The sequence below is a fragment of the Micromonospora sp. CA-246542 genome, from assembly GCF_050942905.1.
Taxonomy (GTDB): Bacteria; Actinomycetota; Actinomycetes; order Mycobacteriales; family Micromonosporaceae; genus Micromonospora.
Genome location: NZ_CP192040.1, coordinates 4587469 through 4613970 on the forward strand (window position 1 = coordinate 4587469; position 26502 = coordinate 4613970).

Genomic DNA, 26502 nt, shown 5'->3' on the forward strand with positions numbered 1-26502 from the left:
GCCGGCCGGACGCCGGGCCGGCTCTGGTGCTTCTTCGCGGGCGTGGCGATCGCCAAGCCGGTTGCCGCCGTGCCGCCCTGGACTGCGGAGGGCCCGGACAGCGGGGCGGCGTCAGGCGGTGGGCGGAAGGATGATCGTCTTACCCGGCAGCTCCCCCGCACCGGCCTGGGCATGCAGGGCGGGCAGGTCGGCCAGCGCCACTCGCTGCGCGACCTGGATCCGCAGCTCGCCGGTGCTGACACGTGCGGCCAGGTCAGCGAGCTGGTCGGCATCGCTGCGGACGAACAGGTCGATGCCGCGTACCCCGCGCTTCTCGTCGGAAGGGGCGGGCATCCAGACGGTGGTGTTGACCAGGACGCCGCCGTCCCGGATCAGTGGCACGAGTTCCTCCCGCCGCAGCCCTTGCACCCGCCGACGTCCGACCGGCAGCCCGACCGCGGTCGGCGCCGTAAGCTCCCGTAGCTGGCGCACCGCGGCGCCGAACTCGTCCCGTTCCACGACCCCAGTCTGCCCGTCCGATCCAGCGCACCCTTTCGCCCTCGCCTCCCGTGCAACCTTTCCGGCCCGGCCGCGCCGGCATCAGCGGCCTCACCGCCCAGCTCTGCGTGCCGATCCGGGTCAGCGGCGGGGCACCCGATCGTCACCGGGTCGCCGACCCCCCGGCCGGCATGCGACGCTCAAGCTCCGCAACCAACGGGCCACGCCGGGGGGCCGCCGACACTACCGCCACAGCCACACAGTCCCTGGCATGACAGCACTGCACCCCCAACCCCACACCCCTTGTGCCCGGAGGAACGCAGACCATGGACCACGCATCCCCGCTCATCCAGGAGCGGAGTGCCCCGCCGGCCACGCTGGTGATCTTCGGTGCCTCCGGTGACCTGACCCGGCGCAAGCTGCTGCCCGCGGTAGAGAGCCTGGCCCGGCACGAGCGGCTCCCGGACCAGTTCGCGCTCGTCGGTGTCGCGCGCACGTCGATGACCGACGAGCAGTTCGCCGAGAGCGCACTCGGCGAACACACCGTCGCCAGCAAACGCCAACTCCAGGGCGGCGTGCGGTACGTGGCCGGCGGCTACGACGACCCGGATACCTACAAGCGGCTCGTGGAGACCCTCGACGAGCTCGACGCACAGCGGGGCACGTCCGGCAACCGGCTCTTCTACCTGTCCACCCCGGCCGGAGCCTTCGAGCCGGTGATCAACGGGCTGGCCCGAGTCGGGCTCAACCAGCCACGCGAGGGCTCATTCTCCCGCCTGGTTATCGAGAAGCCGTACGGGCGAGACCTGGTCACGGCCCGCGAACTCGATGGCGTCGTGCACAGCGCATTCGACGAACACCAGGTCTTCCGTATCGATCACTACCTGGGCAAGGACACCGTCCAGAACGTCCTGGCGCTGCGCTTCGCGAACTCGATCTTCCAGCCCATCTGGGATCGCTCCTGGGTCGACCACGTGCAGATCACCGTCGCCGAGACCCTCGGCGTCGGCAGCCGCGGCGGCTTCTACGAGGACGCCGGCGCGATGCGGGACATCGTGCAGAACCACGTGCTCCAGGTCCTCGCGCTGGCACTGATGGAGCCGCCGGCCTCATTCGAGGCTGAGGGCCTGCGCAACGAGAAGGTCAAGCTGCTGCAGGCGATCCGCCTCCCCACCGACCGGGACATCGCCGACGCCGCGGTCCGGGGTCAGTACACCCGGGGCGGCACCCGCGAGGAGCTGATGGCCGGCTACCGCGAGGAGGCCGGCGTCGATCCCCTGTCGCGGACCGAGACCTACGCCGCCATGCGGCTCAACGTGGACAACTGGCGCTGGGCCGGGGTGCCGTTCTACGTACGCACCGGCAAGCGGCTGCCGGCCCGGCTCACCGAGGTGGCACTGCAGTTTCAACGGCCGCCGCACCTGCCGATCCCCACCGATCAGCTCACCGGCCTCGATGCTGACGCGCTGATCCTGCGGATCCAGCCGAACGAGGGCATCTCGTTGCGCTTCGGTGCCAAAGTGCCGGGCCACTCCTTCCGGGTCCGCACCGCCACCATGGAGTTCTCGTACGACCAGACGTTCGTCGAGGAGTCCCCGGAGGCGTACGAGCGGCTACTCCTGGACGCGCTGATCGGTGACGCGTCGCTGTTCATCCGCAGCGACGAGGTGCAGCAGTGCTGGAGGATCGTCGACCCGATCATCGACAACTGGGCAAAGGACAAGTCGCCGATACCCACCTACGAGGCCGCCTCCTGGGGCCCGACCGACGCCGACCGGCTCATCGGCCGAAATGGTCGCAAGTGGCGCAACTCCGCGTGATCCTGCCACGAGAGGATGGACGGATCGGTCGGTCGCGGCGTGCCCGGACTCCGCCGGAGGCCCGTTCGTCCTCGGCACGACGCGAAGCGCCGGTCGCGCCCGGAGGGCGACGACCGGCGGCGTCGATCAGGGGTGGCGGGCTCCTCAGGGGATGAGTACGACCTTGCCGAGCTGCGTACGGGCCTCCATCAGCTCGTGCGCCTTGACCACCTCGTCGAGGGGCAGTCGCGTGTGCACGATCGGACGGACCCGGCCGGAGGTGACCAGGTCGAGCAGTTCCCGCTGGCCGGCGGCGATCGTCTCAGGCCGGTTGTAGATCATCGCGTAGAGCGCGAAACCGGCGACCGTCTTCATCCGGCTCAGCGTCAGCGGGTGGATCGGCTGGACGTTGCCGCTCGCCGAGCCGTAGAAGACCAGCCGGCCGAACTGGGCGGTGAGCTGGACGCTCTTGGTCAGGATGTCACCGCCGACCGTCTCCAGGACGACGTCCGCGCCGCGGCCGTCGGTGGCCGCGAGAACCTGCTGGTCCCAGTCATCGTCGGTGTAGTTGATGGTGACGTCGGCGCCGAGGTCGCGGACGAAGTCGAGCTTCGCCTGGGTGCTGGCGGTGGCGATGACCTTGCCCGCGCCCATCGCCTTGGCGATCTGCACGGCGAGGTGTCCGACACCGCCGGACGCCGCGTCGATCAGGATCGTCTCACCGGGCTTGAGCTGCCCCGACTCCTTGATCGCGTGGTACGCGGTCTGCGCCGGACTGGGCAGCAGGGTGGCCTCGGCGGCGTCCAGTTCCGCCGGGATCCGAATCAGCCAGGACGCGTCCGCGACGACGTGGTCCGCGTACGCCCCGCGATGGACGTCGACCACGACCCGGTCGCCGGTCCGGGCGTTGGTGACACCCTCGCCGAGCGCCTCGACGACGCCGGCGACGTCACCGCCCGGACTGCCCGGAAGGTCGGCGTGACCGCCGATGCGGATGCCCTGCCGCCGCTGGACCTCCGCGAACGTGACACCGATGGCCTCGGCCCGGATCAGCACCTCACCGGGCCCGGGCCGGGGCGTGTCCGTCTCTTCGATCCGAAGCACCGAGGGCGCCCCGTGCTCGTGGTGGCGGACGATGCGCATGATTTCTCCCCTACTGGAGGCGATGGGCGCACGCCGGACGGCGTCACCAGCTCTGGACTGAGATCCAACATATGCATGTAGTCATGCATTTAATTGACAGCTTACACACGTCATCGGGCGATGCGGTACGGTCGGATCCGATCTTTCCGTCGTCGCTCACCGAGGAATCGCGCATGGGAACTGGCCCGCAGCAGGATGAGACACAGGCGTCCGGCCTGCTCGATGCGGTGGGGCCAGCCTTCTCCCGGCTCCGCAGGGGAGCCGCGCTCAACGCCGAGAAGCCGATCGCCCGCAAGGACCTCAGCCGCAGCCTCGTGCTGGGCGTCACCGAGGAGGGTTCGACCCGGGAGGGCGAAGAGGTCACGGTCGGCGTGATCGCGGAGCGCCTGAGCATCGACCCGTCCGCCGCCAGCCGGCTGGTGTCGGACTGCATCATTGAGGGATACCTGCTCCGAACCGCCTCCCAGGTCGACGGGCGGCGAACCATCCTCCAGCTCACCGCCGCCGGCCGGCAGATGCTGACCGACTTCCGGCGCCACCAGCGATCGGCCTACGAGCACATCACGCGGGACTGGCCGGACCACGAGCGTCTGGAGTTCGCCCGGCTGCTCATCAAGTACGTGGACAGCCTGGCCCGACTACAGACCCGCCCGGACGAGCACTGACCCGTCCAGCGCCGGCACACCCAGCACAAATATCCGCCTGGCGATTCAGCTCCAGCCATGATCGAGGGCCAGCGCCAGCCGCCTGGCCCACTGGTCGGCGGTGCCCGTGATGCCGGGACACCCGTCGGTGAAGTTGGTCCAGTCGACCTGCCAGGACAAGGCGGTTTCGGCAGTGAAGTTGTCCGCCTCGGCACCGAGTTCGGGGTGCATGAGCTGGCGGACGAGGGCTCGGTCGACGGTGGTGTGTTCGGCGAGTAGGACCGCGTCGTAGAGGTCCTTGCCTTGCGGGTACCTGTCGGTGGCCAGCCACAACAGCTTCCACGCCAGCGCCAGCGAGGCGGGCGCGGCCAGTACCGGCTGATCGAGGTCCGGCAGTGTCAGCGCCTCCGGTGGGAGGGGAAGCTCTTCACCGAAGACGACGTCGACCTGTACGTGGCCGTCCGGCGCCCCCGGGGCGCTGAACGGGATCACGAGGCGGCGTCCGTCAGCTCGTTCGTACGTCCAGATGGCGGCCTCGGTTGTCCGGTCTGGTTGCAGGCCGGCGCCGGGCACGGTTCGCACGGCGGTCTTGATGTCATCGAGCAGCGCGCGGGCGTCGGTGCTGTCGCTGGCGATGGTGTGCGGAGTGACGACGAAGTCGAGGTCGCCCGGCTCGCGGGCGGCGTCGCCGACCCAGGTCGCCATGGTGACGCTGCCCCGCAGGACCAGGTGCCGAGCCCAGGTTGTGGTGGCGATGGCCGCCAGGACGTGATTCATGGCGGCACGCCGGGCGGTGGTCCACAGCTGGCCGGTGGCCTCCACGACGAAGTCGGGCTCTCCGGCGTGGTAGGCGTTCGGGTACTGCCGGAGAGCGGGGTCGAACGCCGCCTTCTGACGCACGGCCGGGCTGACGGGTAGCGGCCGGTAGGTCGGGGGGTAGTCCGGCGAGCCAGCCGGCGCCGACCTCATCCGGTTCTCACGCTCCCGCGCCCAACCGCTCGCCCTCGGCGTGGGCGAGTCCAGCCAACCGTGGTCGTGGTGCAGGTCGCTGTCGGAGACGACGTACTCCTGCTCTACGGCCATAGGCTCGTGGCCGGCGGCCCGGAGGGTCGCGACGAGCTCGTCCAGCCGCCGCCCGGCCGTGGCGAGCCCGACACCGTGACATCGCTGGTTGACGAACCGTTCCTGCGCGCCGTCCACCAGCTCCCGGCGAGCGTTACGTGACAACCGTGCCCCGTGCGGAGCGACCAGGTCGGTGAGAGCCATCAGATCCGCCACCGTCGTACTGGGGAGCAGCAGTTTGACGTGGTGCTCGAAGTACCGGTCAGTGGGTTCGGCTGCCGCCTGCTCATCCGACTGCGGTACGCCGACGCACCACGGCGCCGCCTCGATCTTCGAACGGCACGGGTGGATCCCTGCCTCGCGCAGTTCGCGTCGCCAGTGCCGCACCGCGGCAACCTGATCGGTCAGGGTGCCTCGGCCGGTCAGGGTGAGCATCGGTTGAGAGACGTTGGCACCACGATCGAGCACGATATGGACGAACTTCAAGCCGTGTTTGGCGGCGAACGTCGACAGCTTCTCGGCGTGATGAGCGAACGCCGTGATGTGGATCTCGAAGTCCCCCGACACCGCAAGCACCGGCGGAGTCTATGGCACGGCCAGCAGGCCGGGAAACGCGTTTCCCGCGCGGCGCGGGTGGGGCGTCGAGAACTTTTCGCATCCCCTACCGTCCGTACCTATGACCCACCCGTACCAGATGCCCCAACCGCCGAAGCGGCGGACGTTGCGAACCGTGTTGATCGTCGTTGGCGTGGTCGTCGTGCTGTGCTGCGGTGGCGCCGGCATCGGCGGCTTCTTCCTCTACAAGGGGGTCAAGGGGGCAACGGATCCGGCGCGGCAGACCGCCGAGTCGTTCGTCAGCGATCTGGAGGCGGACGATGCGGACGCGGCGTACGGACTGTTGTGCGGCGACACGCGCGTCAGGTACACGAGAGAGGCCTTCGTCCAGGGCGTCGCCAAGCAGCCGAAAATCCGCGGCCACAAGGTCAACGGCGTGAATGTGTCGAGCATCAACGGCCGTACGTCCGCGACGGTGAGCATGGCCCTGACCCTGGACAGCGGCTTCACCGACCGGCATCTGTTCGCGTTGGTGAAGGAGGATGGCGCCTGGGAGGTGTGCGGCCAGCCATATTGAGCCCGCGCGGACGTAGGTTCCGCGGCGAAAACCCGTTGTCGCACACCGTGGGGTCGCCGAGCATGGGCGACGTGAGTCGAAGTCTGCGTACAGATCCCCGGGCGCGCCAGGCGCTCCGTCGCGCTCCGGGGTTGGACCGGATCCGGATCCACGTACACGCAGCTCGACCGGGATACGCGCATCCGGCAAGCGGACGTGACGTTCGTGAGGTGCTGGAGGTCGTCGGGCCCGCCGCCTGGTACGGGCTACGCGTCATCGAGTTGCGGCAGACCGAGGACTTCGACCGCCGATCAGTCCTCTACGGCAGGACCAGAGCACCGGGCGAGATCCTTCTCTACGAACAACCGGCACGCGAAGCGGTTCGGCTGCGGGACTTCATGCGATTTGACGTACTGCTGCACGAACTTGGCCATCATCTGCTTCAACACCGTGCTCGGAAGCTGAGCAACGTCCAGCGACGTTCGGACCACGAGCGATTCGCGGACACCTTTGCTGCCCGGTGCAAACCCACTGTCCAGGCTGCACTGAACGTCTCACGAGAGCAGCTCTACCCGCCCGGCTCCACCACCACAATCACCGCCGGCCCCACACCCCTACCGCCGGCAAACCGCCCATCACCAGGTTGACCAACGTCCCTGGGCAGAAAGTACACCTAGCCGGTGGTCGCCTCGCGCTGGATCTGGTCGAATTCGGCAGCCATCGCGGCGGCCAGGGCCTGCGCGGCGGACAGCGGACGAACCATGACCGTGAACTCGTCGACCAGGCCGCTCGCATCCAGGTGCAGGAAGTCACAGCCCTCGACAGCGACGTCACCCATCCGCGCCTCGAACACCAGCGCGTGATCCCGACCGCCCTCGCCGCTCAACTCGCGGACATACCGGAAGTCCTCGAACACCCGCAACACACCCCGCAGGATTGCGCCAGTAATCGCCCTGCCCTCATACGGCTTGAACGCGACCGGGCTGCGGAACACGACGTTGTCGGCCAGCGCCGCCTCAATGGCGTCGAGATCGCCCGCTTCGACCGCCGCACGAAAGTCGATCACCCCTCCAGCGTACGGGCTCTGCCACTGTCGCTCTGCTCGGCGCTTGATTGACGCTGTCCCGACCCGGGTCCGAAGACTGCCGGGCCGGGACAGGAGGGGTTCGCGGGCAAGCTGTCCAGCGGTGTGCGGCGTCGATCTCAGGCGGCGCTGCGGGCCACCGCTTCCCGCACGGCATTCAGTCCGTCCGCCTGCGTGACGATCGGGCGGTATCCGAGTTCGGCAACGGCCTTGTCCGTACGTAGCGTGCAGGTCTGCTCCAGGAACCAGCGCGCGGGTACGGGGATCACCTTGGCCGCGGTGGCGGCGTCGATGTCCGGGATCGTGGCGTCCACGCCATAGATCGCGAAGGTGCTCTCAAGGAAGTCGCGGAGGGTCACGCGGTGCTGATCGGTGATGAAATAGGCGTGACCCGGACGGCCGCTCAGCCAACCTCGGACCAGGCCCTCGACCGCGTTGTCGACGAACGTGACGTCGGTGCTCTGGCGGCCGCCCTCGATCCAGGCGAATTCGCCGTTGCGGGCCGACCGCACGAGACCTTCGACGAGAGAGCTGTCGGGCCCCCAGACGAACCGCGGCCGGATCGACACAGTTGCAAAGCTCGGCGCGTTCGCACCCAGAACCAGTGCCTCGGCTTCCGCTTTCGTCGCGCTGTACGCGGCTTCCGAGTCCGGTCGCAGTGGCGCGCTCTCGTCGATGTCGACGAGCGGCTGACCGGCCATGAGTGCGGCTTCGCTCCCGGCGTGCACGAAGCGGGCGACCCCGGCCTGCTGAGCCGCTTGCAGGGCGGCCCGAGTGCCGCCCACCGTCACCAGTTCCTGACGCTCCCGAGCAGCGGTGATGTCCGTCTCCGCCGCCAGGTGGAACAGCACCTCGCTGCCGTCGACGCCGGCGCGCCAGGTGTCGGGACCGGTCAGCTCGCCGCGCACCGGCTCGGCGCCCAGCGCGGCCACCACGTTGGCAGCCGTCGCACTGCGGACCAGGGCTTTGACCGCCTGTCCGTCGGCCACGAGCCGCCTGATCAGACTCCGGCCGATGAAACCGGAACCGCCTGTCACGAAGGTCTGTGCCATGTCGTTCTCCTTGGAGGTCGTGGTCCTTGCTCGATTCAGCAACCGGCAACTCGCCCCGCTTCCCTCAGCGTCATTTATCTTTCGACGGTCTGCGATAAGATTTCCGAATGGCAACGCTGCGTGCCCTGGAGTGTCTGGTCGCGGTCGCGGACACCGGGTCGATCACCGAGGCGGCCCGGTTGCTGCACTCCTCGCAGCCCGCGGTGTCCCAGCAGATCACCGTGCTGGAGCGCGAGACCCGTACGCCTCTGCTGCAACGGGGGGCACGTGGCACCTCGCTCACGCCGGCCGGGCGCGCCGCCGTCGCGGACGCCCGGCGAGCGATTGACGCGGCCGCGTCGGCGATCCGTTCGGCCCGGGCCAGGGGCGAGGCGAAGGGAGGGTCGCTGCGCCTGGTCTGTGCCCAGAGCTTGACCGTGCCGCTGCTCGCGCCGGTGATCCGCGCCTGGCACCGGCACCATGCCCAGGTGGCGATCGACCTCCGGGAGGCGGTCGTGTCGGACGGCCTGTTCGACGCCATCAGCGGCGGGGATGTCGACGTACTGGTGCTGGCCGGCCCGGTGGACGGCCGTTTCGCGTCCACGGTTCTCGGCGCGGAGGAGATCGTACTGACGGCCCCTCGTCATCATCCGCTGGGAGAGCGGGGATCAGTGCGGCTTTCCGACCTCGACGGTGAGGAGTTGGTGCACTTCGCGCCGGAGAACGGCTTGAGCGGCTGGCTCGACCGGTCACTCGCCGCAGCCGGGATCCGCCTGAAGCCGGCACTGAGAACGGCCGTCACCTCTGCGGCACCCCAGCTGGCGGCGGCCGGACTGGGCATCGCGATAACCCCCGTCAGCGCCGTCAGCGCGGGCTTTCCGGGCGTGGTCCGCTCATTTTCGCCCCGGTGGACCCGGGAGTTGGTCGCGGTGACGCCGGGAGAGCCCGACCCACTCGCGGCCCGCTTCATCGCCGATCTGCGTGCTCGCGGGGTGCGGGTGCCCCGCGACGTAAAGAGTCAACTCGAACCTTCACCGCAACGCGCCGGGACCATCGAGTGAGAGCCTGACGAATACAACGACGAAACATGAGCACCATCGGGGCAGTTCTCACTGGGCATCGGGCAGATGCGAGGGTAGCCACGACGCGCAGCCGCCGCGCCACCTGCCGGCCCGGATCGCCGATGTTACCCGGCTACGCCGTCCACAAGGACCCTTCTCAAACGCGCTCTCACGGGACCTCACCAGTTACGCGCCCGGAACCTACCTGGTCGCGGTAGCTTGACCTCAGGCGCGCCAGGACTGGTCGATCATGGCCGATATGGCGGATCGTGGCGGCGACAGCTCTGCGCCGTCCGGAAACAACCCGGGGAGGAGCTATTGAAAAGTGGCTCACAACAGGCTGCTTGAGCGGCTTCGGTCAGCGGCCCGCGCTCGCTGAGGCACAGCGAGATCAGCCCATCGCGCCGGCCCGCGAGGTCAGGCCGATCGAGGACATGGCCGCGCCTTTCGATAGCCGCACGATCACCTTGCCGCTGGACGTGAGCGATGCGGCGGCAGCCAAGGCAGCGGGCGCAGCGGCGGTCGAGACCTTCGGTGGATTTGACGTGGCAGTCGACGCCGACGACGCCCTGCTTCGCTCGGCCCGATCACGGACTTGATCGCTGAACGAAGGCCGACTGCCTTTCGCAGCGTAATCCACGCCTGGCGGAACACACGATCGCCATCGATCTCGACCAGCCCTGAGCGCTGGCCGCGGGCCCTGTCTGAACGTCGATCTCTGACTGGAGGGCGCTCATGATCGCAACTTTGAAGGGGTTCACCCAGCAACTGGTGCCGGTGAATGGCATCAAGATCAACGCTGTCACGGGAGGTTCGGGTCCGCCGATCCTTCTGCTTCACGGGTGGCCGGAGACCTGGTGGGGATGGCACAGTGCGATGCCGCTGCTGGCCGAGCACTTCAGCGTGGTGGCCATCGATCTGCGCGGCGCGGGCTTCTCCGACTGCCCGCTCGACGGCTACGACAAGGCGACGATGGCACGCGACGCGCACGAAGTCATGGTTGCCCTTGGGCACGAACACTACGCAGTGTGCGGACATGACATCGGCGGGATGGTCGCCCTGCCGCAGGCCACCACCTATCGGGAGGCGGTCACCCACCTGGCCGTCCTCGACGTTCCGCTTCCCGGCTGGACCGATTGGGAGGCGTCGACCGCGAAGCTCTGGCACTTCAGCTTCCACATGAACCGGGACCTACCCGAGCGCCTGATCCACGGCCGTGAGTATGAGTACATTTCGACCTTCATGGCTGAGCGGTTCTACGATCACAGCACCTTCAATCCCTCGGACATCGACATCTACGCAAAGGCGATGGCGCTTCCCGGTCGCACTCGCGCCGGCATGGAGTGGTATCGGACCCTCCCCGTCGACCATACGGCCGCACTCGAGTACAAGAAGCAACCGATCGAGATACCGGTGCTGGGTCTCGGCGGGGATCAGCGCTTCGGTGGGCAGATGGTGCCGATGCTCAAGGAGTTCGCCAGCAATGTGACGGGCGGCCCGATCGCGCGGTCCAGCCACTATCTCGCGGAGGAACGGCCGGATGAGGTCGCGGCCGCTCTGATCGAGTTCCTCAGGGCCACGTGAAATTCTGCGAGCGTGCCATCGCGGGCTGGGCGGATCGCGACACTGCCGGCAGGTTGCGCCCACACCCATGCCGGTCGATCGGTTGAACAAGGAAGGGAAACCGTCATGACCCCACCTGTCATTCGCGGCGTCAATCATATCGGCATCACGGTGCCCGACATCGAAGCCGCGAAAACGTTCTTCGTGGAAGCTTTCGGCGCCCAGGTGATCTACCAGTCCTTCGGACCGGAGGATCCTCCCCGACAGGGACCCGAATTCGAGCGGGCCGTTGGCGCTCACCCCGGGACGGCCGTGCGCGCGCAGGCGATGGTCAAGATCGGAACCGGACCCGATTTCGAGCTCTTCGAAATGCACGGCCCCGAACAGGCCCAGCCGGTCCGACCGAGTGACTTCGGCATCACCCACTTCGGCCTCTACACCGACGACATCGACGCATCGGTCGAGCGCCTCAGAAGGGCCGGAGGCACCCCCCTCACGGAGCCTCGCGCAATTCCCTATACAACCGAACAAGGGCCTGGGAACAAGGTCTGCTACTGCCGCACGCCCTGGGGCACGACGATGGAATTCATCACCACGCCGGACCGCATGCCCTATCACGACCAGACGGATCTGCGCAGATGGCAGGACGAGGACTGAGCGATGTCTCGTCACCCGGTGACAGTCCGCTCGGACGTGCCCGACTCCCCGCACCCCCGTCCGTTCGCCGCCACCTCACGCGGTGGCGGACGGGCGTTCGCTGACCCTCTCGGCGATCGCCCGGCCCAGCTCCGCCGTCGTGCCGGTGCCGTGCAGGTCGGGGGTCAGTGGCGCCTGTCCGGGCCCGTACGCCAGGACGTCCTCGACCGCGCCGAGCAGGTGGGCGGCGGCCTCGGGGTGGCCGAGGTGCTCCAGCATCATCGAGCCGCACCAGATCTGGCCGATCGGGTTGGCGATGCCTTTGCCGGCGATGTCGGGTGCGGAGCCGTGCACGGGCTCGAACAGACTCGGGTGCTCACGCTCAGGGTTGATGTTGGCGCTCGGGGCGATGCCGAGGGTGCCGGTGCAGGCCGGGCCGAGGTCGGAGAGGATGTCGCCGAACAGGTTGCTGGCCACGACCACGTCGAACCACTCCGGATGGAGCACGAACTGCGCCGCGAGCGCGTCGATGTGGAACTTGTCGAGGTGAACGTCGGGGAACCGCTCGCCCATCGCGGCCACCCGCTCGTCCCAGTACGGCATGGAGATGGAGATGCCGTTGCTCTTGGTGGCGGACGTCAGGTGCCGCTTCGGGCGACGGTCGGCCTGCTCGAAGGCGAAGCGCAGGACGCGGTCGACGCCGACGCGCGTCATGATCGTCTCCTGTAGGACGGTTTCCCGGTCGGTGCCCTCGAAGATCCGCCCACCGACGCTGGAGTACTCGCCCTCGGTGTTCTCCCGGACGACGACGAAGTCGATGTCGCCCGGGAGCCGGCCGGCCAGGGGGCTGCGGACGCCGGGCATGAGCCGGCAGGGGCGCAGGTTCACGTACTGGTCGAAGACCCGCCGGAACTGCAGGAGGCTGCCCCAGAGCGAGACATGGTCGGGTACGGCCTCCGGCCAGCCCACCGCGCCGAAGTAGATGGCGTCGTAGCCCCGCAGCGTCTGTTCCCAGTCGGGCGGCAGCATTGCGCCGTGCCGCTGCCAGTAGTCGGCGCTGGCGAAATCGAAACTGTCGAAGGTGAGCGTCAGGTCGAAACGACGTGCGGTGGCGTGCAGCGCGTCGAGGCCGGCCGGGACGACCTCCTTGCCGATGCCGTCACCGGGGATGACGGCGATCCGGTGGGTGGTCACGGCGCCTCCCGAAGCGCGGCGAGGCCGCCCTGCGAGTCCTCGAGCGCGATGCGCTCCGCGGCGGCGGAGTCACCCGCACGCAGCGCCCGGACCAAAGCACGGTGGCTGCTGTATCGCTCCAGGCCGAACGTGTCGTCCTCCGCCACCCGTTGCAGAAGCAGCTCCCGGCGCTGCGGGCGGGAGAACACGCGGCTCTGCTCGAGCATCCGGACCAGCACCGGGTTGTGCGCGCAGGCGCTGACCGTGTCGTTGAACTGCTGCATGGTGTCGAGCAGCTCGGTGAGGTGCCGCTCGACCGGCGCGCCCTGGGCGGACCGCTCCTTGAGAAGGATCAGCAGGTCGTCGGCGCGGTCGAGGATGCCTTCCAGCGCGTCGAGCTGCTCGGCGGTGGCGTGTCGGGCGGCGAAGCGGGCGACGAGGCCACGCAGGCCGACCTCCACCTCCGCGAGGTCGTCGATGGCGGCGTCGCGGATGGCGGCGACCAGCACGGTACGCGGCCCGATCCGCTCGATCAGACCATCGAGCTCCAGCCGGCGCAGGGCCTCACGCACCGGTGTCGGGCTGACCGCGAGCCGCTCGGCCATGCCGCGCTCGGTGACCTTCTCCCCCGGCGCGAGTTCGCCGGTGGCGATCGCGGTGCGAACTTGTCGGTACGCCTGATCGGCGAGCGTGCCGGCTGTCGTCATGACCGCACTCTAGCGCATGACATAGCAAGTTTGTTTGCAACTGTTGACGAGTTTGCTACAGCAACTTACCGTGACCCGGGACACAAGGAGGTGGACGTGTGTCCAACCGGCGGATCACGTTCTTCATAGCCCTCGCACTCTTCGCTCAGGAATCAACCTGGAACTTCTACGACAACCAGGTGCCCGTGCTGCTGCGCGAGCACGTGACGAGCGCGGCGCTCGTGGGCGCGCTGATGGGGATGGACAACCTGCTGGGAATCTTCATCCAGCCCTGGATCGGCAACCGGTCCGACAACACCCGGACCCGGTGGGGGCGGCGGATTCCGTACCTCGCGGTGGGCATGCCCCTGGCCGCGCTGGTCTTCGTACTGCTGCCGTGGACCACGTCGCTGGCCACGCTGGTCGTGGTGATGTTCTGCTACGCGCTGATCGCCAACACCACACGACCGCTGGCGGAGTCGTTGGTGCCGGACTTCCTACCCCCGCAACGGCGCAGCCGGGCGAACGCCGTCGTGAAGATCGCGACCGCGCTGACCATCATCGTCGCGTCACTGATCAGCCTGCTCGTGGTGGACGAGCATCCGAGGGCAGCCTTCGTCATCCCGTCGGTGATCATGCTGGCCGCCACGTTCGTACTGCTGGCCAACGTGCGCGACAGCCAGTCTGCGGCCTACCAGGCCGCAGTGGCCGAGGAGGCCTCCGCCGGCCCCGCCCCGGTCGGCCAACCGCTGCGGCAGATCGTCTCCGGCCTCTTCACCGACCAGGATCGCCGCCGACTCCTGCTGCTGCTGACCGTCCTGCTCTTCGGCGGGGCATGGTTCGCCTCCCGGTCGCTGATCACCCCGTACGGCATGGAGGCACTGGGCCTGAGCCGCGGCGACGCGGGCGGGCTCACCCTGCCCAGCGGCATCGTCTACGTGGCTGCCGCCTATCCGGCCGCGCTGCTGGCCGAGCGCTTCGGACGGCTACGGATCATCGCCGTGGGCATCACCGTCTTCGCCGTCGCGCTGGCGGCGGGCGCCATCGTGCAGACTGCCACCGGTACGGTCGTCGCGTTCTGCGTGGCCTCGGCCGGCGCGGCCGCCTTCACGATCAACGCGGCGGTGGCGCTGTGGAACCTGGCGCCGTCCAGCCGGGTGTTCGGCGCCTACACCGGCCTGTACGCGGTCACCTGGTACCTGGGCGGCTTCGGCGGACCCGCCCTGATCGGCGCGGTGATCGACCTGGTCGGCTGGGACGGGATGCTGCTCTACATCGCCGTGCTCGCCGTACTCGCCATGCTCGTCGTCGTACGCCTCGAACGCCTGCAGCGTGTGCACCGGGCCAACCGGGCCGACACCCTCATGGGAAGCGAATGATGTCGACCATCCTCATCACCACCGACTATCTCGCCCCCGGTGACGAGGTGGACACCTACCTGACCGGGCTCGGCTTCACGACGCGGCACGACCCGATGCGGGGACCACGCCGGCCGGAGCAGTTGATCGCGGCCCTGGCCGGCGTCGAGGGGGCGCTGATCGCCAACGAGCCGATGACCGCGGAGGTGCTGCGCCAGGCAGCCGACCTGCGCGCCGTCGTGCGTACCGGAGTCGGGTACGACTCCGTCGACGTGGCCGCCGCCGGCCGGCTCGGGATCAGCGTGAGCAACCTGCCCGGGATCAACGCCAACGCGGTGGCCGAGTACACCATGGGGTTGCTGCTCGCCCAGGCCCGGTGCCTGGTGCCGATGGCCGCCGGGGTGGCCGCCGGGGCTGGCCCCGCGCCGACGGCCACGAGCTGCGCGGCCGGACGCTCGGCCTGATCGGGCGGGGCGCGGTGGCCCAGCGGGTGGCGCCGCTGGCCGCCGCCTTCGGCATGACCGTGCTGTGCACCGGCAGCCTTCCCGCGCCGGTCACCCGGGTCACGCTCGACGAGTTGCTGCGCGACGCCGACTTCGTGTCGGTCCACACCGCACTGACCCCGCTCACGCGCCACCTCATCGACAGCGCGGCGTTCGCTCGGATGAAGCCGGGCGCGCACCTGATCAACACCGCACGTGGGCCGCTCGTCGACGAGGTTGCCCTGGTCGAGGCGGTCCGGTCCGGCCGGCTGGCGGGCGCAGCCCTGGACGTGGTGGACGTGGAGCCGCTGCCCGCCGACAGCATCCTGCGCGGCGTGGCCGGCATCACTGTCTTCTCGCACATGGCCGGGCAGACTGCCGAGGCCCGGCTGGCCGCGGGGATGGAGGGTGCCAAGGAACTCGTCGCCGCCCTCGACGGCCGGCCCGCCCACTCGCTCACCGAACCGAAGGAGCCGGCATGACCACCAAGACAGCGGACGCGGACGTGATGGTGATCGGCGCGGGCCTGGCCGGACTGGTGGCCACCGCCGAACTCGTCGCCGCCGGCCGATCGGTCCTGCTGCTCGACCAGGAGCCCGAGCAGAGCCTCGGCGGCCAGGCGTTCTGGTCGTTCGGCGGGCTGTTCCTGGTCGATTCGCCCGAGCAGCGCCGGATGGGCATCCGCGACTCGACCGAACTCGCCTGGCAGGACTGGCAGGGCAGCGCCGGTTTCGACCGCCCCGAGGACGCCTGGCCACGGCGCTGGGCCGAGGCGTACGTCGACTTCGCCGCCGGCGAGAAACGCGCGTGGCTGCGGGGCCTCGGCGTCAAGATGTTCCCCATCGTCGGCTGGGCCGAACGCGGGGGCTACGACGCCACGGGACACGGCAACTCGGTACCCCGGTTCCACGTCACCTGGGGTACCGGACCGGGCCTGCTCGAACCCTTCATCGCGATCGTGCGGGAGGCGGCCCGACGCGGCCTCGTCCGGTTCGCCTTCCGGCACCGGGTCGACGCGCTGACCGTCAGCGACGGCGCGGTGGTGGGTGCCACCGGCCGGGTCCTGGAGCCCAGCGAGGCCGCCCGCGGCAGCGCCAGCTCGCGGGAGGAGATCGGCGACTTCGCCTACACGGCGCAGGCCGTCATCGTCACTTCCGGCGGTATCGGCGGCAACCACGACCTGGTCCGCCGCAACTGGCCGGCACGGCTCGGTACGCCGCCCACCCACATGATCAGCGGCGTTCCCGCCCATGTGGACGGCCGCATGCTGACCATCACGCAGGACGCTGGCGGCGCCGTGATCAACCCGGATCGGATGTGGCACTACGTCGAGGGCATCCAGAACTGGAACCCGATCTGGGACAAGCACGGCATCCGGATCCTGCCCGGGCCGTCCTCCGTCTGGCTCGACGCGCGCGGACGACGGCTGCCGGTGCCGCTCTACCCCGGATTCGACACCCTCGGCACGCTCGCCCACCTGCGCACCACCGGCCACGACCACAGCTGGTTCATTCTCACCCAGAAGATCATCGAGAAGGAGTTCGCGCTCTCCGGCTCCGAGCAGAACCCGGACCTGACCGGTCGCAGCGTCAAACAGGTACTCGGCCGCCTCCGTGCCGGCGCGCCGGCGCCGGTGGAGGCATTCAAACAGCGGGGCGCCGACTTCGTCGTGGCCGACCGGCTGGACGAGCTGGTGAAGGGCATGAACGCGCTCACCGACGAGCCTCTGCTGGACCCGCTCGACATCCAGCGCACGATCGAGGCACGCGACCGGGAGCTGGCCAACAGCTTCACCAAGGACATGCAGATCGCCGCCATCCGCAACTTCCGAAACTACCGGGGCGACCGGCTCATGCGGACCGCGGCGCCGCACCGACTCCTCGACCCGAAGGCCGGGCCGCTGATCGCCGTACGCCTGCATGTGCTCACCCGCAAGACCCTGGGCGGCCTGCACACCGACCTCGATGGTCGGGTGCTGGACGGCGCCGGCCAGCCGGTGCCCGGGCTCTACGCCGCCGGCGAGGCCAGTGGGTTCGGTGGTGGCGGCATGCACGGCTACCGCGCGCTGGAAGGCACCTTCCTGGGCGGCTGTCTCTTCTCCGGCCGCCAGGCCGGCCGCGCCGTGGCCGCCACCGTCGGATGACCGGCTCGTACCCGCGAAATGAGGAAACCGTGACCCGCGACCGCGTACGCATTCTCGTGCCCTCCGGCATGCTCGGCTCGGGATTCCCGCCCGAGATCGTCGATCGTGGGCTGGAACTCGGTGCCGACGTCATCGCCGTGGACGGAGGGTCGACCGACTCCGGCCCGTACTATCTGGGCACCGGCACGGCCAAGACCACCGCGGCGGCCGTGGCCCGCGACCTGCGCCTGCTGCTCCGGGCGGCGGCGAAGGCGCGTATTCCGCTGATCGTCGGCTCGTGCGGTACCAGCGGGACCGACTCCGGCGTGGACTGGGTCGCCGGCATCGCGCGCGGCATCCTGGCTGCGGAAGGGCTGGACCTGCGGGTCGCCACCATCTACAGCGAGCAGCGGGCCACCGACCTCAAGGACCATCTCGACCGGGGACGGATCCACCCGCTCCCGCCGGCCGGCGACCTCGATCCGGCGATGTTGGACAGCTGCCAGCACATCGTCGCGATGATGGGCCATGAGCCGATCGCCGAGGCGCTGGCGGGCGGAGCCGACGTGGTACTGGCCGGGCGTGCCACCGACACCGCCGTGGCCGCCGCCTTCCCGCTGATGGCCGGCATGCCGGCCGGCCCGACCTGGCACGCCGCCAAGATCATCGAGTGCGGCGCGCAGTGCACCACGAACCCGCGCTCCAGCGGGGTCTTCGCCACCATCGACGCCACCGGCTTCACCATCGAGCCACTCGACCCGGCCGTCGCCTGCACGCCCACCTCGGTCGCGGCGCACATGCTCTACGAGACCGCCGACCCGTTCTCGATGCGGGAACCGGCCGGCACGCTGATGGTCGCCGACGCCACCTACCGGGCCCTGGACGAGCGGCGGGTACGGGTGGAGGGCTCCCGGTTCGAGCCGGCCCCCTACACCAACAAGCTTGAAGGGGCCCGGATCACCGGGTACGAGACAATGTCGTTCACCGCCATCCGCGACCCGCACATCCTCGGCCAGATCACCACCTGGGCGCAGCTGCTGCGCCGGGTCACCACGGATCGGGTCGCCCAGACGCTCGGGCTCAGTGCCGACGACTACGCCTTCGACGTCCGCATGTACGGCTACGACGCCGTGCTGGAGGCGAAGGACCCGGACACCCGGACACCCCGCGAGGTCGGCGTGATGCTCCTGGTCCGCGCCGTGGATCAGCAGACGGCCACCGCCGTCGCGAAGATCGCCAATCCGCTCATGCTGCACCTGCCCACGCCCGACATGGACTACCTGCCCAGCCTCGCGTTCCCCTACTCCCCCGCGGAGACCGAGCGCGGCGCAGCGTACGAGTTCGTCCTCAACCACGTCGTGGACGTGGACTCGCCCACCAGCCTCTTCCGCATCCACCTCCCGGAGGACAGCGTTGTCCGATAACGCCCACCCCCACACCGTCGCCGACCTCGCGCTGGAGGTTCGGTCGAAGAACGCCGGCCCGTTCTGGGTGACGATGGAGCTGTTCATGCGCGACACTGCCGGGTACGCCCTGGTAGCCGACCCGGGCTTCCTGGACGCGCCGCTGGTCGCCCGCCTCTACGGCGTACCGGCCGAGGCCATCCGCATCTTCCGGATACCGGCGCTGAACGTCGTCAAGATTTCGTTCCCGCGCCCGGTGGCGCAGGGCAGCCTGCGCGACCGCGACATCCACGCCGGGCAGCACCATGTGCCCCTGGCCATGCTCTCGCTGCCGGAGCCGCACTGACGTCGAGAAGCTCTCTCTGATCCCGCTTCACGGGCTGGGCTCAGGCACCGGACGGACTCTGCGAGCGCTGGCCGTGAGCCGGTCGGCGAGCGCGGTGACGAGCCCGCGGAGTTCGTCCGGCCGCTCGATGACGAACGGCCGGTCGAGCGACGCGAGCACCGGGGGCAGCCAGTCGAGCCGCTCCGCCCGCAGTTCAACGCGAAGCCAGCCCTCATTGTTGAGATCTGCGTCTGCCGGCGACGGCAACTCCTCCACGATCGCGACGCTGGCGGGAAGTCGGGTACGGAGCTGCTCCACCGTCGCCTGGATCCGCAGGGTCACCTCATACCGGTACGGCGCCGTGGCGAGCGCCGAAAGAACGCGCTGCGCCGGATCGAGTCCGGCCGGTGGCTCGAAAGAGCCGGGAAGGGTCCGCGCGTCACTGATCCGATCAAGCCGCAACGTCCGGTCCTCGGCGATCTCCGGGTCCACACCGGTGACGTACCACCGGCCCGAATGGGCGACGAGCCCGTACGGGTGCAGCGTCCGTGCACTGCGCCGGCCGTCGGCAGTGGTGTATCTGATCGACAACGGCTGGTGATGGCGCACCGCATCGGCGACAGCGAGAAGAACCCCCGTCTGCGGGGCGCGGAATTCGCCGGGCGGAGCCGTGAAGGCGAGGGCCTCGAGCACGGTGCCAAGTCGGCGGGCGAGGCGCTCGGGCAGTACGCGCCGGATCTTGGCCGCTGCCGTCTCGATCGCCGTGTCGGACGTCGTCGCCAACCCTGTTCGGGGACCGGCGACCAGGCCGAGCAGCACGGCCAGAGCTTCGTCGTCGCTGAGCATGAGCGGCGGCATGCGGTACCCCGGAGCGAGTCGGTACCCGCCGTGACGACCGCGTACCGACTCGACGGGCACGTCGAGGTCAATCAGGTGACCCACGTACCGCCGCACGGTGCGCCCTTCGACGCCCAGGCGGTGGGCGAGTTCGGCCACCGTCCGGATGCCGCCCGACTGCAGGAGCTCCAACAGGGTAAGGACCTGAGCGGTAGGTCGAGCCACCTGCCGAATTTACCGCGAATACTGGACCGATTCTGTCCGGTATTGGTTCTAGCGTGGCCGTGCCACCTGGCTCCACCCGATCTAGGAGATCACCATGAACCTCGTCTCAGTCCGGATCATCACTGGTGATGTCGCACGCCTCGTCAACTTCTACGAACGGGTCACGGGAGTGCGGGCGGACTGGGCCACCGAGGACTTCGCTGAGCTGCGGACCACGTCCGGAACTCTCGCGATCGGCAGCACTCGCACCGTCTCACTGTTCGCGCCCGGGTCCGCTCAACCGGCGGACAACCGCAGCCTGATCATCGAGTTCCTCGTCGACGACGTGGACAGCGTGCATCAGAACCTGACCGGCGTCGTCGAAGACTTCGTCAACGAGCCCACGACGCTGCCCTGGGGCAACCGGTCGCTGCTGTTCCGTGACCCCGACGGCAACCTCGTCAACTTCTTCACTCCGGTCACCCCGGCCGCCATCGAGAAATTCGCGAGCTGAGGCCTCGCCCCACTCCTGCCACGCGCAGCACACCGACAACGGCTCAGATGTTCACGACCTGGTAGGAGCCGGAGCGCACGTCCTCCGGCAGGGCAGGACCGCTGGTGCTCCAGCCGAACGTGTCGCGTGCCTTGTGGGAGGTGATGCGCGCCGAGGATCGGAGCAACGCGGCCATCGGCCCCATGGCGCTCTCAGCCTGTTCGGCGGTGATCGAGGTCGCGGTGGCTCCGGTCAGGTCCGCGATCGCCTCGGCAAGTTCGCGGAAGGTGAACTGTCGCGGTCCGGCCGCGTTGTAGGTGCCCGCTACCGGGCGCTCCAGGGCCGTCAGGTACAGGCGGGCGAGATCGTCCACATGCACCGGGGTCCACTCGTTGTCGCCGGCGTCGATGTAGGTGGCCGCGCCCGAGCGGGTCGCGGCGTCGATCAGACTGGTCAACAGCAGCGAGCCGCCCCGACCGTAGACCAGACCCGCGCGGATGATGATGCTGTTCAGGCCCGCCGCCTCGCGCACCAGTCGCTCGCCGACGAGCTTGAAGGGCTGCGGGCCCGGCTCCGGCAGTTCCGCGTCCTCGTCGCGGGGATGGTCGGGGTCGAGCCCGTAGACCAGGTTCGTGCTGGTGTAGAGGAACGGCTTGCCAGTGCCCGCCTTGCCCGCCCCACGGGTCAGCGCCTCCACGGCGGTGGCCTCCACCCTGATCGCGTCCTCGCCACCGAAATAGTCGACCGCGGTGTGCACCACCGCATCGGCTTCCGCGGAAGCCCTCTCAAGGAGCGCGGTGTCGGTCAGATCGCCGAGCAGCGGAGACGCGCCCGCCTCTGCCGCCTTGGCTGCTGATTCCGGGGACCGGGTCAGCGCTACTACCTCGTGGCCCGCCGCGACGAAGTGTTCGACGAGCACCGAGCCCAGGTAGCCGGTGCCGCCGGTGATGAGGATCTGCGTGTTCTCTCCAGAGCCGAGCGAACGATGAAACGGATGGATCATCCGTTTGCCAACTGTAGCACGAACCGGATGGACCATCCGTTTCACCGGCCTGAGCCGCCTGTTCAGGGCCATGGCTCCAAGTGGGAGCAAGTGGAGCTGTTATCCGCTTATGCTGGAGGAGTGACCGCTCCGCCGCCTCGTAAGGACGCAGTACGCAACCGCCAGCGGATCATCGAGATTGGCCGGACGATGGTCGCGGACGGCACCCCGATTCAGCTGAACGAGGTGGCCCGCGTGGCCGGCGTTGGCGTCGCCACGGTGTACCGGCACTTCCCGACGCCTCAGGCGCTGATCGAGGCGGTGTCGGTGGACGGACTTGAGACGCTGATCCAGGCCGGCGAACGGGCCGTGCAGCAGGACGACCCCTGGACGGCTTTCCGTGATCTCCTGGTCCGGGTCGTGGACGCGCAACTACTCGACGCTGCCCTGTCCTCGGTCCTGTCCACGCCCATGGCCACGCTGCCGGGCACCGCGCACCTGCTCGATCAGTTGTCCTCGCTGTTCAACAAACTGTTCGTACGGGTCAGGGACGCAGGGCTGCTGGCGCCGGGCGTCACGCTCGCCGACATGACGCCACTGATGTGTGGAGTCGCCTTCTCTGCCCGGATGCATGCAGCCACCGACGCGCAGGAGCAAGCCGCCGCCGGCCGCCACTACCTCGACATCGTGCTGAACGGGATCCGGGCCCGCTGAGCGCCGCAGGGACCGAAACGCAACCCCGTCGCCTCTACTCCGGCGGCCCCTGGTCGACGGAGAGACCGAGATGCGTCCCACCGGAGGCGTCGATCACCTGGCCGGTCACCCATCGCCCGCCCGGTGAGGCAAGGAAAGCGACCACGTCCGCGATATCCGCCGGCTCTCCGACCCGACGGAGAGCCGAGAGCCCGGTCACGACCTCCCGTAGCGCCGGTTGGGCGTCGAACCAGGCCACGTTGTTCTCGGTGGCGGTGGTCCCGGGCATCACCGCGTTCACCGTGATTCCCCGACCGCCCAGTTCCTGTGCCAGCGTGACGCTCAACGTGTTGATCGCGCCCTTCGTCATGGCGTACGCGAGAGTGCCGGGTATCGCGACCCGGGTGGCGACGGACGAGACATTGACGATCCGGCCACCGTCGCGGAGCAGGTCCAGGCCACGCTGGATCACGAAGAACGGCGCTTTCACGTTGATCGCGAACAACTCGTCGAAGTCATCCGGCCGTGCGGTGGCCAGCGTCGGCGTGGCCCCGCCGATCGCCGCGTTGTTCACCAGCACGTCGATGCCGCGCGGCGCGCCGCGTTCGGCCAACCCGGCCTCCACCCCGGCCCAGAGCCGATCGGCATCACCCGCCACGCCGAGCTGCGCGCCGACCGCGAACGCGGCGCCACCCGCCTCGGTGATCTGCGCGACGGTCTCCTGCGCGGCTGACTCGCTCGTGCCGTAGTGCACCACCACCAGTGACCCAGCCGCAGCGAGCCGCTTGGCAATCGCGCGGCCGATGCCCCGGCTCGCGCCGGTGACGAGGCTTGTCGTGCCGTCCATCGTTTCCATGGTCTCCCCTTCGTGTCGCGTATCGAAGCAGGTCCCACGGTCCGACCCTCGTCGTACGCCCGGCAACGGACTGAGGTGTCGCGGCGTACGGATGTTGCACTTCCTCATGCGGAGAAACGTCCGCGCGTACGCTCGTTTGATGCGCTGGGACGCCGAGGAGAAGCGACGCCGAATCCTGGCCGCGGCACGGCGCGCCTTCGCCGAGAAGGGCGAGGACGTCACGGTGGCTCGGATCGCTCGCAGCGCCGGCGTGTCCGTCGCCACCGTCTACCGGCGCTTTCCCACCCGGGACAGCCTTATCACGGACGCCTACGGCGATCAGTGGAACGATTGCGCGGCCATGCACGCCGAAGCCCTCCGCGACCCGGACCCGGCGCGGGCGCTGCGGGAACTGATTCGCACGCTCTGCGCATACCAGTTACACGACAGAGGTTTCACCAGGGCCTACGTCGAGGCGGTGGTCACCGGACGCGGGCTCGACCACGAGCGGCAGGAGACCGAACGGGTCATCGCCCGGCTGCTGCGGCAGGCACAGGCGATGGGCACCGTCCGCGCCGACCTGACCGTCGCCGATTTCCGGCTGCTGATCGCCGCCCATCACGGCGTCGTCGTGGCCGCTGGGCCCGACGCCGCCACGGCTTCCCAGCGCTATCTCGCACTGATGCTGCGCACGCTCCAACCCTGAAATATCGCCGCCCGAAGCTCGAGGTCGACCAGGTGTTTCGTCGGCCGCGGCGGAAGCGGTCCCCGAGACCGCCGCAGCGCACGAACCGGGCGCAGGCGTCCTTTCCGCCTACGCCCGGGAAGCGCTGATCGTCAAGCCTGTTCGATGTCCGAGAACAGGCCCTTGAACGGGACCTGCGTCCCCGCGAGGGTGCCGAAGACATCAGCGGCAACGGTTGTCGCGACTGCGGCGGAGGCGTCTTCGTAGCTGTCGAAGTAGAGGTCGAGCGTCCGGTACGCGGGGGTAGCGGTGCCATCCTCCTTCGGCCACACCTTCGCGGACTCGAGTCGCCGCAGCTTCGGGAACTTCGCCGCGGCAGCCTTGACGTCCGCGTAGGCCCGCTCGAAGTCGTCGGGGCTCGCCGGGTTGTCGATGATAATCGTGATCTTGGTGGGCACGGGACTCTCCTCGAAGTGGAAGAATGATTGTTCTATTTCGGACAAAACTAACGACGCAGACCTGAACTCAGCGGCCGTAGGTCTCCAACAGCCGCAGCCACACCTCACTGACGGTCGGGTAGGCCGGAACCGCGTGCCACAGCCGGTCCAGCGGGACCTCGCCGACGATGGCGATGGTCGCGGCGTGGATCAGTTCCGCGACGTCCGGGCCGGCGAGAGTGAGGCCGACGATCACCTTGCGGTCCTCGTCGACGACCATCCGGGCGTGTCCCCGGTAGCCGTCGGCGTGCAGGGAAGCTCCGGCGACGGCGCCAAGGTCGTAGTCCACGACCCGGATCCGCAGCCCAGCCGCCTCGGCCGCAGCCGCGGTCAAGCCCACCGACGCGATCTCCGGGTCGGTGAAGACCACCTGCGGCACCGCACGCTCGTCAGCCGTCGCCACGTGCCGGCCCCACCGGCCGTCCTCGACCTTCGCACCCTTCGCCCGGGCCACGATCACGTCGCCCACCGCCCGCGCCTGGTACTTGCCCTGATGGGTCAGCAGCACCCGCCGGTTCACATCGCCCGCCGCATAGAGCCACTCGCCGCCGCCGACGACACGCAAGGTGTCGTCGACCGCCAGCCAGGCGCCCGGCGCCAGCCCGACCCGGTCGAGGCCGATGTCCTGGGTGTTCGGCGTACGACCGACCGCCACCAGCACCTCGTCAGCCTCGATCCGCTCGCCGGAGGCGGTCTCAATGTGGACGACTCCACTGTCGTCGCGGTCGACGGCGACGGCCTCCGCGCCGGGGCGTACGGACACGCCGGCCTCGCGCAACGACTCGGTGACCAGCTCACTGGCGAACGGCTCCGCCGACGGCAACAGTCCGTCGCGGGCCAGCACCGTCACCGCGGACCCCAGGGCGGCGAAGGCGGTCGCCATCTCGGCTGCCACGACGCCGCCACCGATGATGGCGAGCCGACGGGGAACCGAACTGGCCGAAGCGGCCTCGCGGCTGGACCACGGCGTCGCCTCGCGCAGCCCCGGGATGTCCGGCAACAGGGCGCTGCTGCCGGTCGCGACGACCACGGCGTGCCGCGCGGTCAGCGTCGTCGTGACACCGTCGACGCCGGTCACCTCGACAACGCGGGCGGAGCTGATCCGCCCCTGACCGCGGTGCAGCGCGATGCCCGCCGACGCCAGCCAGGAGACCTGACCGTCGTCCTGCCAATGCGATGCGAAGGAGTCCCGCCGGCTCAGCACCGCAGCCGCGTCCAGGTCTCCCGTCACCGCCTCCCGCGCGCCCGGCAGTTGGCGGGCCGCGCGCAAAGCGGACGCGCTGCGCAGCAACGCCTTGGTCGGCATGCAGGCCCAGTACGAGCACTCACCCCCGACCAACTCCCGCTCGACGATCGCGGCGGTCAGCCCGCCCTGCACGACCCGATCGGCCACGTTCTCCCCGACCGGACCGGCACCGATCACAATGACGTCGTACTCGATGGTGGTCATGTCAGTTGCCCTTCGCGGCGCGGCCGAGACGGATGGCCGCGATGAGGAAGAAGATGGCACCGGGAATGGCGTAGCCGGCGGCGTTGGTCAGCGACGGGTTGTCCGCGGCGGCGCCGGCGATGAAGGACCCACCGGCCAGGACCGAGATGCCGCCGCTGATGATCATCGGCCACTGGCCGCCCATCTTGCGACGGGTGACACCGACGATCAACTGCACCAGACCGGCGACGATCGCCCAGGCGCCCCACACCCGCAGAACGGCGGGGATACCGGACGCGCCTGCGACCCCCAGACCGACGGCCGTGATCAGGCTTACCGCGATGTTCACGTACAGCAGGGTCGGCGAGCCGGTGGTCCGCGACGAACGGAGGTCGTAGATGGCGGCGCCCACGTCGAACAGCGGGTAGATCACGAAGAGCGTCACCGCGAGCGGACCGATCTCCTTGGCGGTGGCGATCGTCACGAGGGCCCACACGATGGCGAACGCGAAGCGGACGAAGTACAGCCGCCGCAACGCGGAAGCCGTCTGGGAAATGCCGGGCGAAGCAGCAATGGTGGTCACGGGTGACCCTTTCAGCGGAGGGGTTTGGGAGACCGATCGTTCTGTCTCGTCCAGCATGACAGGCTCAAGCCACATCGTCAAGACCGAACGTTCTATCCACTCCT

General features: G+C 69.2%; 30 protein-coding genes and 1 pseudogene. 17 read left to right on the plus strand and 14 right to left on the minus strand.

Annotated features, from left to right (window positions below; translation table 11 throughout):
• Window positions 1-111: 111 nt before the first annotated feature.
• On the minus strand, window positions 112-498 hold the full coding sequence (locus tag ACQP0N_RS21310; RefSeq protein WP_433113482.1) for a zinc-binding dehydrogenase: 387 nt from the start codon (window positions 496-498) through the stop codon (window positions 112-114).
• A gap of 305 nt (window positions 499-803) precedes the next feature.
• On the opposite strand from ACQP0N_RS21310, the gene zwf reads away from it, so the two are divergent.
• Window positions 804-2297 carry a glucose-6-phosphate dehydrogenase gene (gene zwf, locus ACQP0N_RS21315; protein ID WP_433113485.1) on the plus strand — a complete coding sequence of 498 codons (1494 nt, stop codon included), beginning with the start codon at window positions 804-806 and terminating at the stop codon, window positions 2295-2297.
• 144 nt (window positions 2298-2441) lie between these two features.
• Here zwf and ACQP0N_RS21320 read toward each other — a convergent pair whose 3' ends face one another.
• Window positions 2442-3419, minus strand: coding sequence for a quinone oxidoreductase family protein (locus ACQP0N_RS21320; protein ID WP_433113488.1), 978 nt, complete (start codon window positions 3417-3419; stop codon window positions 2442-2444).
• Window positions 3420-3592: 173 nt separating this feature from the next.
• Here ACQP0N_RS21320 and ACQP0N_RS21325 point away from each other — a divergent pair, with 173 nt between their 5' ends.
• Window positions 3593-4084 carry a MarR family winged helix-turn-helix transcriptional regulator gene (locus ACQP0N_RS21325; RefSeq protein ID WP_433113491.1) on the plus strand — a complete coding sequence of 164 codons (492 nt, stop codon included), beginning with the start codon at window positions 3593-3595 and terminating at the stop codon, window positions 4082-4084.
• Between the two features lie 45 nt (window positions 4085-4129).
• Here ACQP0N_RS21325 and ACQP0N_RS21330 read toward each other — a convergent pair whose 3' ends face one another.
• Complete coding sequence (locus tag ACQP0N_RS21330; RefSeq protein ID WP_433113494.1) at window positions 4130-5701, minus strand: nucleotidyl transferase AbiEii/AbiGii toxin family protein; 1572 nt, start codon at window positions 5699-5701, stop codon at window positions 4130-4132.
• 100 nt (window positions 5702-5801) lie between these two features.
• On the opposite strand from ACQP0N_RS21330, the gene ACQP0N_RS21335 reads away from it, so the two are divergent.
• Both ACQP0N_RS21335 and ACQP0N_RS21340 read left to right on the plus strand, forming a co-directional pair.
• Complete coding sequence (locus ACQP0N_RS21335; RefSeq protein ID WP_433113497.1) at window positions 5802-6257, plus strand: Rv0361 family membrane protein; 456 nt, start codon at window positions 5802-5804, stop codon at window positions 6255-6257.
• Window positions 6258-6466: 209 nt separating this feature from the next.
• Window positions 6467-6883 carry a hypothetical protein gene (locus ACQP0N_RS21340; RefSeq protein ID WP_433113500.1) on the plus strand — a complete coding sequence of 139 codons (417 nt, stop codon included), beginning with the start codon at window positions 6467-6469 and terminating at the stop codon, window positions 6881-6883.
• 26 nt (window positions 6884-6909) lie between these two features.
• Here the strand turns inward: ACQP0N_RS21340 and ACQP0N_RS21345 are convergent, their stop codons facing one another.
• Complete coding sequence (locus tag ACQP0N_RS21345) at window positions 6910-7302, minus strand: nuclear transport factor 2 family protein (protein ID WP_433113503.1); 393 nt, start codon at window positions 7300-7302, stop codon at window positions 6910-6912.
• A 137-nt stretch (window positions 7303-7439) separates the two neighbouring features.
• Window positions 7440-8372: an NAD-dependent epimerase/dehydratase family protein gene (locus ACQP0N_RS21350; protein ID WP_433113506.1), complete on the minus strand. Its 933-nt coding sequence runs from the start codon at window positions 8370-8372 to the stop codon at window positions 7440-7442.
• A 107-nt stretch (window positions 8373-8479) separates the two neighbouring features.
• Between ACQP0N_RS21350 and ACQP0N_RS21355 the strand changes: the two genes are divergently transcribed.
• From ACQP0N_RS21355 to ACQP0N_RS21370, 4 genes are all read left to right on the plus strand, one after another.
• Entirely contained in the window at window positions 8480-9412 is a 933-nt protein-coding gene (locus ACQP0N_RS21355) for a LysR family transcriptional regulator (protein WP_433113509.1), read from the plus strand.
• Window positions 9413-9756: 344 nt separating this feature from the next.
• A complete protein-coding gene (locus ACQP0N_RS21360; protein WP_433113512.1) occupies window positions 9757-10011 on the plus strand; it encodes a hypothetical protein in 255 nt (84 codons plus the stop codon).
• A gap of 136 nt (window positions 10012-10147) precedes the next feature.
• Entirely contained in the window at window positions 10148-10996 is an 849-nt protein-coding gene (locus ACQP0N_RS21365) for an alpha/beta fold hydrolase (protein WP_433113515.1), read from the plus strand.
• Window positions 10997-11101: 105 nt separating this feature from the next.
• Window positions 11102-11632, plus strand: coding sequence for a VOC family protein (locus ACQP0N_RS21370; RefSeq protein WP_355047774.1), 531 nt, complete (start codon window positions 11102-11104; stop codon window positions 11630-11632).
• A gap of 75 nt (window positions 11633-11707) precedes the next feature.
• On the opposite strand, the gene ACQP0N_RS21375 is transcribed toward ACQP0N_RS21370, so the two are convergent.
• Together ACQP0N_RS21375 and ACQP0N_RS21380 are read right to left on the minus strand one after the other, a co-directional pair.
• A complete protein-coding gene (locus ACQP0N_RS21375; RefSeq protein ID WP_433113519.1) occupies window positions 11708-12805 on the minus strand; it encodes a tartrate dehydrogenase in 1098 nt (365 codons plus the stop codon).
• Window positions 12802-13491, minus strand: coding sequence for a GntR family transcriptional regulator (locus tag ACQP0N_RS21380; protein ID WP_433113522.1), 690 nt, complete (start codon window positions 13489-13491; stop codon window positions 12802-12804). Before ACQP0N_RS21380 ends, ACQP0N_RS21375 begins: the two co-directional genes overlap by 4 nt.
• Window positions 13492-13589: 98 nt before the next feature.
• Here ACQP0N_RS21380 and ACQP0N_RS21385 point away from each other — a divergent pair, with 98 nt between their 5' ends.
• Genes ACQP0N_RS21385 through ACQP0N_RS21410 form a run of 6 tightly spaced genes read left to right on the plus strand, consistent with a single transcriptional unit; the run spans window position 13590 to window position 19181 of the window.
• Window positions 13590-14849, plus strand: coding sequence for an MFS transporter (locus ACQP0N_RS21385; RefSeq protein WP_433113525.1), 1260 nt, complete (start codon window positions 13590-13592; stop codon window positions 14847-14849).
• Complete coding sequence (locus ACQP0N_RS21390) at window positions 14846-15292, plus strand: hypothetical protein (RefSeq protein WP_433113528.1); 447 nt, start codon at window positions 14846-14848, stop codon at window positions 15290-15292. Before ACQP0N_RS21385 ends, ACQP0N_RS21390 begins: the two co-directional genes overlap by 4 nt.
• Complete coding sequence (locus ACQP0N_RS21395; protein ID WP_433113531.1) at window positions 15205-15792, plus strand: NAD(P)-dependent oxidoreductase; 588 nt, start codon at window positions 15205-15207, stop codon at window positions 15790-15792. The genes ACQP0N_RS21390 and ACQP0N_RS21395 overlap by 88 nt, the downstream gene beginning before the upstream one ends.
• Entirely contained in the window at window positions 15789-17453 is a 1665-nt protein-coding gene (locus tag ACQP0N_RS21400) for an FAD-binding dehydrogenase (RefSeq protein WP_433113534.1), read from the plus strand. Before ACQP0N_RS21395 ends, ACQP0N_RS21400 begins: the two co-directional genes overlap by 4 nt.
• Before the next feature lie 29 nt (window positions 17454-17482).
• Window positions 17483-18856, plus strand: coding sequence for an acyclic terpene utilization AtuA family protein (locus tag ACQP0N_RS21405; protein WP_433113537.1), 1374 nt, complete (start codon window positions 17483-17485; stop codon window positions 18854-18856).
• Entirely contained in the window at window positions 18846-19181 is a 336-nt protein-coding gene (locus tag ACQP0N_RS21410; protein ID WP_433113540.1) for a DUF4387 domain-containing protein, read from the plus strand. The genes ACQP0N_RS21405 and ACQP0N_RS21410 overlap by 11 nt, the downstream gene beginning before the upstream one ends.
• A gap of 27 nt (window positions 19182-19208) precedes the next feature.
• On the opposite strand, the gene ACQP0N_RS21415 is transcribed toward ACQP0N_RS21410, so the two are convergent.
• Entirely contained in the window at window positions 19209-19979 is a 771-nt protein-coding gene (locus ACQP0N_RS21415; RefSeq protein ID WP_433121732.1) for a helix-turn-helix transcriptional regulator, read from the minus strand.
• A 117-nt stretch (window positions 19980-20096) separates the two neighbouring features.
• Window positions 20097-20222, minus strand: a pseudogene (locus ACQP0N_RS21420) (transcriptional regulator); the annotation flags it as partial.
• 94 nt (window positions 20223-20316) lie between these two features.
• Here ACQP0N_RS21420 and ACQP0N_RS21425 point away from each other — a divergent pair.
• A complete protein-coding gene (locus ACQP0N_RS21425; protein WP_355047765.1) occupies window positions 20317-20715 on the plus strand; it encodes a VOC family protein in 399 nt (132 codons plus the stop codon).
• Between the two features lie 43 nt (window positions 20716-20758).
• Here the strand turns inward: ACQP0N_RS21425 and ACQP0N_RS21430 are convergent, their stop codons facing one another.
• The gene (locus ACQP0N_RS21430; RefSeq protein ID WP_433113543.1) at window positions 20759-21697 is read right to left on the minus strand and encodes an NAD-dependent epimerase/dehydratase family protein; all 939 of its coding nucleotides are present in this window, start codon (window positions 21695-21697) and stop codon (window positions 20759-20761) included.
• Window positions 21698-21817: 120 nt separating this feature from the next.
• Between ACQP0N_RS21430 and ACQP0N_RS21435 the strand changes: the two genes are divergently transcribed.
• Window positions 21818-22390, plus strand: a complete 573-nt coding sequence (locus ACQP0N_RS21435; protein WP_433113546.1) for a TetR/AcrR family transcriptional regulator — start codon at window positions 21818-21820, stop codon at window positions 22388-22390.
• 34 nt (window positions 22391-22424) lie between these two features.
• Here ACQP0N_RS21435 and ACQP0N_RS21440 read toward each other — a convergent pair whose 3' ends face one another.
• Entirely contained in the window at window positions 22425-23225 is an 801-nt protein-coding gene (locus tag ACQP0N_RS21440; RefSeq protein WP_433113549.1) for an SDR family NAD(P)-dependent oxidoreductase, read from the minus strand.
• A gap of 139 nt (window positions 23226-23364) precedes the next feature.
• Between ACQP0N_RS21440 and ACQP0N_RS21445 the strand changes: the two genes are divergently transcribed.
• On the plus strand, window positions 23365-23910 hold the full coding sequence (locus ACQP0N_RS21445) for a TetR/AcrR family transcriptional regulator (protein WP_433113552.1): 546 nt from the start codon (window positions 23365-23367) through the stop codon (window positions 23908-23910).
• A 131-nt stretch (window positions 23911-24041) separates the two neighbouring features.
• On the opposite strand, the gene ACQP0N_RS21450 is transcribed toward ACQP0N_RS21445, so the two are convergent.
• From ACQP0N_RS21450 to ACQP0N_RS21460, 3 genes are all read right to left on the minus strand, one after another.
• Window positions 24042-24347: a hypothetical protein gene (locus tag ACQP0N_RS21450; protein ID WP_363661138.1), complete on the minus strand. Its 306-nt coding sequence runs from the start codon at window positions 24345-24347 to the stop codon at window positions 24042-24044.
• A gap of 67 nt (window positions 24348-24414) precedes the next feature.
• A complete protein-coding gene (locus ACQP0N_RS21455) occupies window positions 24415-25836 on the minus strand; it encodes a dihydrolipoyl dehydrogenase family protein (RefSeq protein ID WP_433113556.1) in 1422 nt (473 codons plus the stop codon).
• Between the two features lies 1 nt (window position 25837).
• Window positions 25838-26473, minus strand: a complete 636-nt coding sequence (locus tag ACQP0N_RS21460; RefSeq protein ID WP_433121734.1) for a hypothetical protein — start codon at window positions 26471-26473, stop codon at window positions 25838-25840.
• Window positions 26474-26502: the final 29 nt, after the last annotated feature.

What these genes read in the sequence shown, in the direction of transcription:
- zwf (WP_433113485.1), top strand. Translation starts at nt 804, where the DNA reads ATGGACCACGCATCCCCGCTCATCCAGGAGCGGAGTGCCCCGCCGGCC.
- ACQP0N_RS21320 (WP_433113488.1), bottom strand. Translation starts at nt 3,419, where the DNA reads ATGCGCATCGTCCGCCACCACGAGCACGGGGCGCCCTCGGTGCTTCGG.
- ACQP0N_RS21325 (WP_433113491.1), top strand. Translation starts at nt 3,593, where the DNA reads ATGGGAACTGGCCCGCAGCAGGATGAGACACAGGCGTCCGGCCTGCTC.
- ACQP0N_RS21335 (WP_433113497.1), top strand. Translation starts at nt 5,802, where the DNA reads ATGACCCACCCGTACCAGATGCCCCAACCGCCGAAGCGGCGGACGTTG.
- ACQP0N_RS21350 (WP_433113506.1), bottom strand. Translation starts at nt 8,372, where the DNA reads ATGGCACAGACCTTCGTGACAGGCGGTTCCGGTTTCATCGGCCGGAGT.
- ACQP0N_RS21355 (WP_433113509.1), top strand. Translation starts at nt 8,480, where the DNA reads ATGGCAACGCTGCGTGCCCTGGAGTGTCTGGTCGCGGTCGCGGACACC.
- ACQP0N_RS21365 (WP_433113515.1), top strand. Translation starts at nt 10,148, where the DNA reads ATGATCGCAACTTTGAAGGGGTTCACCCAGCAACTGGTGCCGGTGAAT.
- ACQP0N_RS21370 (WP_355047774.1), top strand. Translation starts at nt 11,102, where the DNA reads ATGACCCCACCTGTCATTCGCGGCGTCAATCATATCGGCATCACGGTG.
- ACQP0N_RS21380 (WP_433113522.1), bottom strand. Translation starts at nt 13,491, where the DNA reads ATGACGACAGCCGGCACGCTCGCCGATCAGGCGTACCGACAAGTTCGC.
- ACQP0N_RS21390 (WP_433113528.1), top strand. Translation starts at nt 14,846, where the DNA reads ATGATGTCGACCATCCTCATCACCACCGACTATCTCGCCCCCGGTGAC.
- ACQP0N_RS21400 (WP_433113534.1), top strand. Translation starts at nt 15,789, where the DNA reads ATGACCACCAAGACAGCGGACGCGGACGTGATGGTGATCGGCGCGGGC.
- ACQP0N_RS21425 (WP_355047765.1), top strand. Translation starts at nt 20,317, where the DNA reads ATGAACCTCGTCTCAGTCCGGATCATCACTGGTGATGTCGCACGCCTC.
- ACQP0N_RS21430 (WP_433113543.1), bottom strand. Translation starts at nt 21,697, where the DNA reads ATGATCCATCCGTTTCATCGTTCGCTCGGCTCTGGAGAGAACACGCAG.
- ACQP0N_RS21440 (WP_433113549.1), bottom strand. Translation starts at nt 23,225, where the DNA reads ATGGAAACGATGGACGGCACGACAAGCCTCGTCACCGGCGCGAGCCGG.
- ACQP0N_RS21445 (WP_433113552.1), top strand. Translation starts at nt 23,365, where the DNA reads ATGCGCTGGGACGCCGAGGAGAAGCGACGCCGAATCCTGGCCGCGGCA.
- ACQP0N_RS21455 (WP_433113556.1), bottom strand. Translation starts at nt 25,836, where the DNA reads ATGACCACCATCGAGTACGACGTCATTGTGATCGGTGCCGGTCCGGTC.
- ACQP0N_RS21460 (WP_433121734.1), bottom strand. Translation starts at nt 26,473, where the DNA reads ATGTGGCTTGAGCCTGTCATGCTGGACGAGACAGAACGATCGGTCTCC.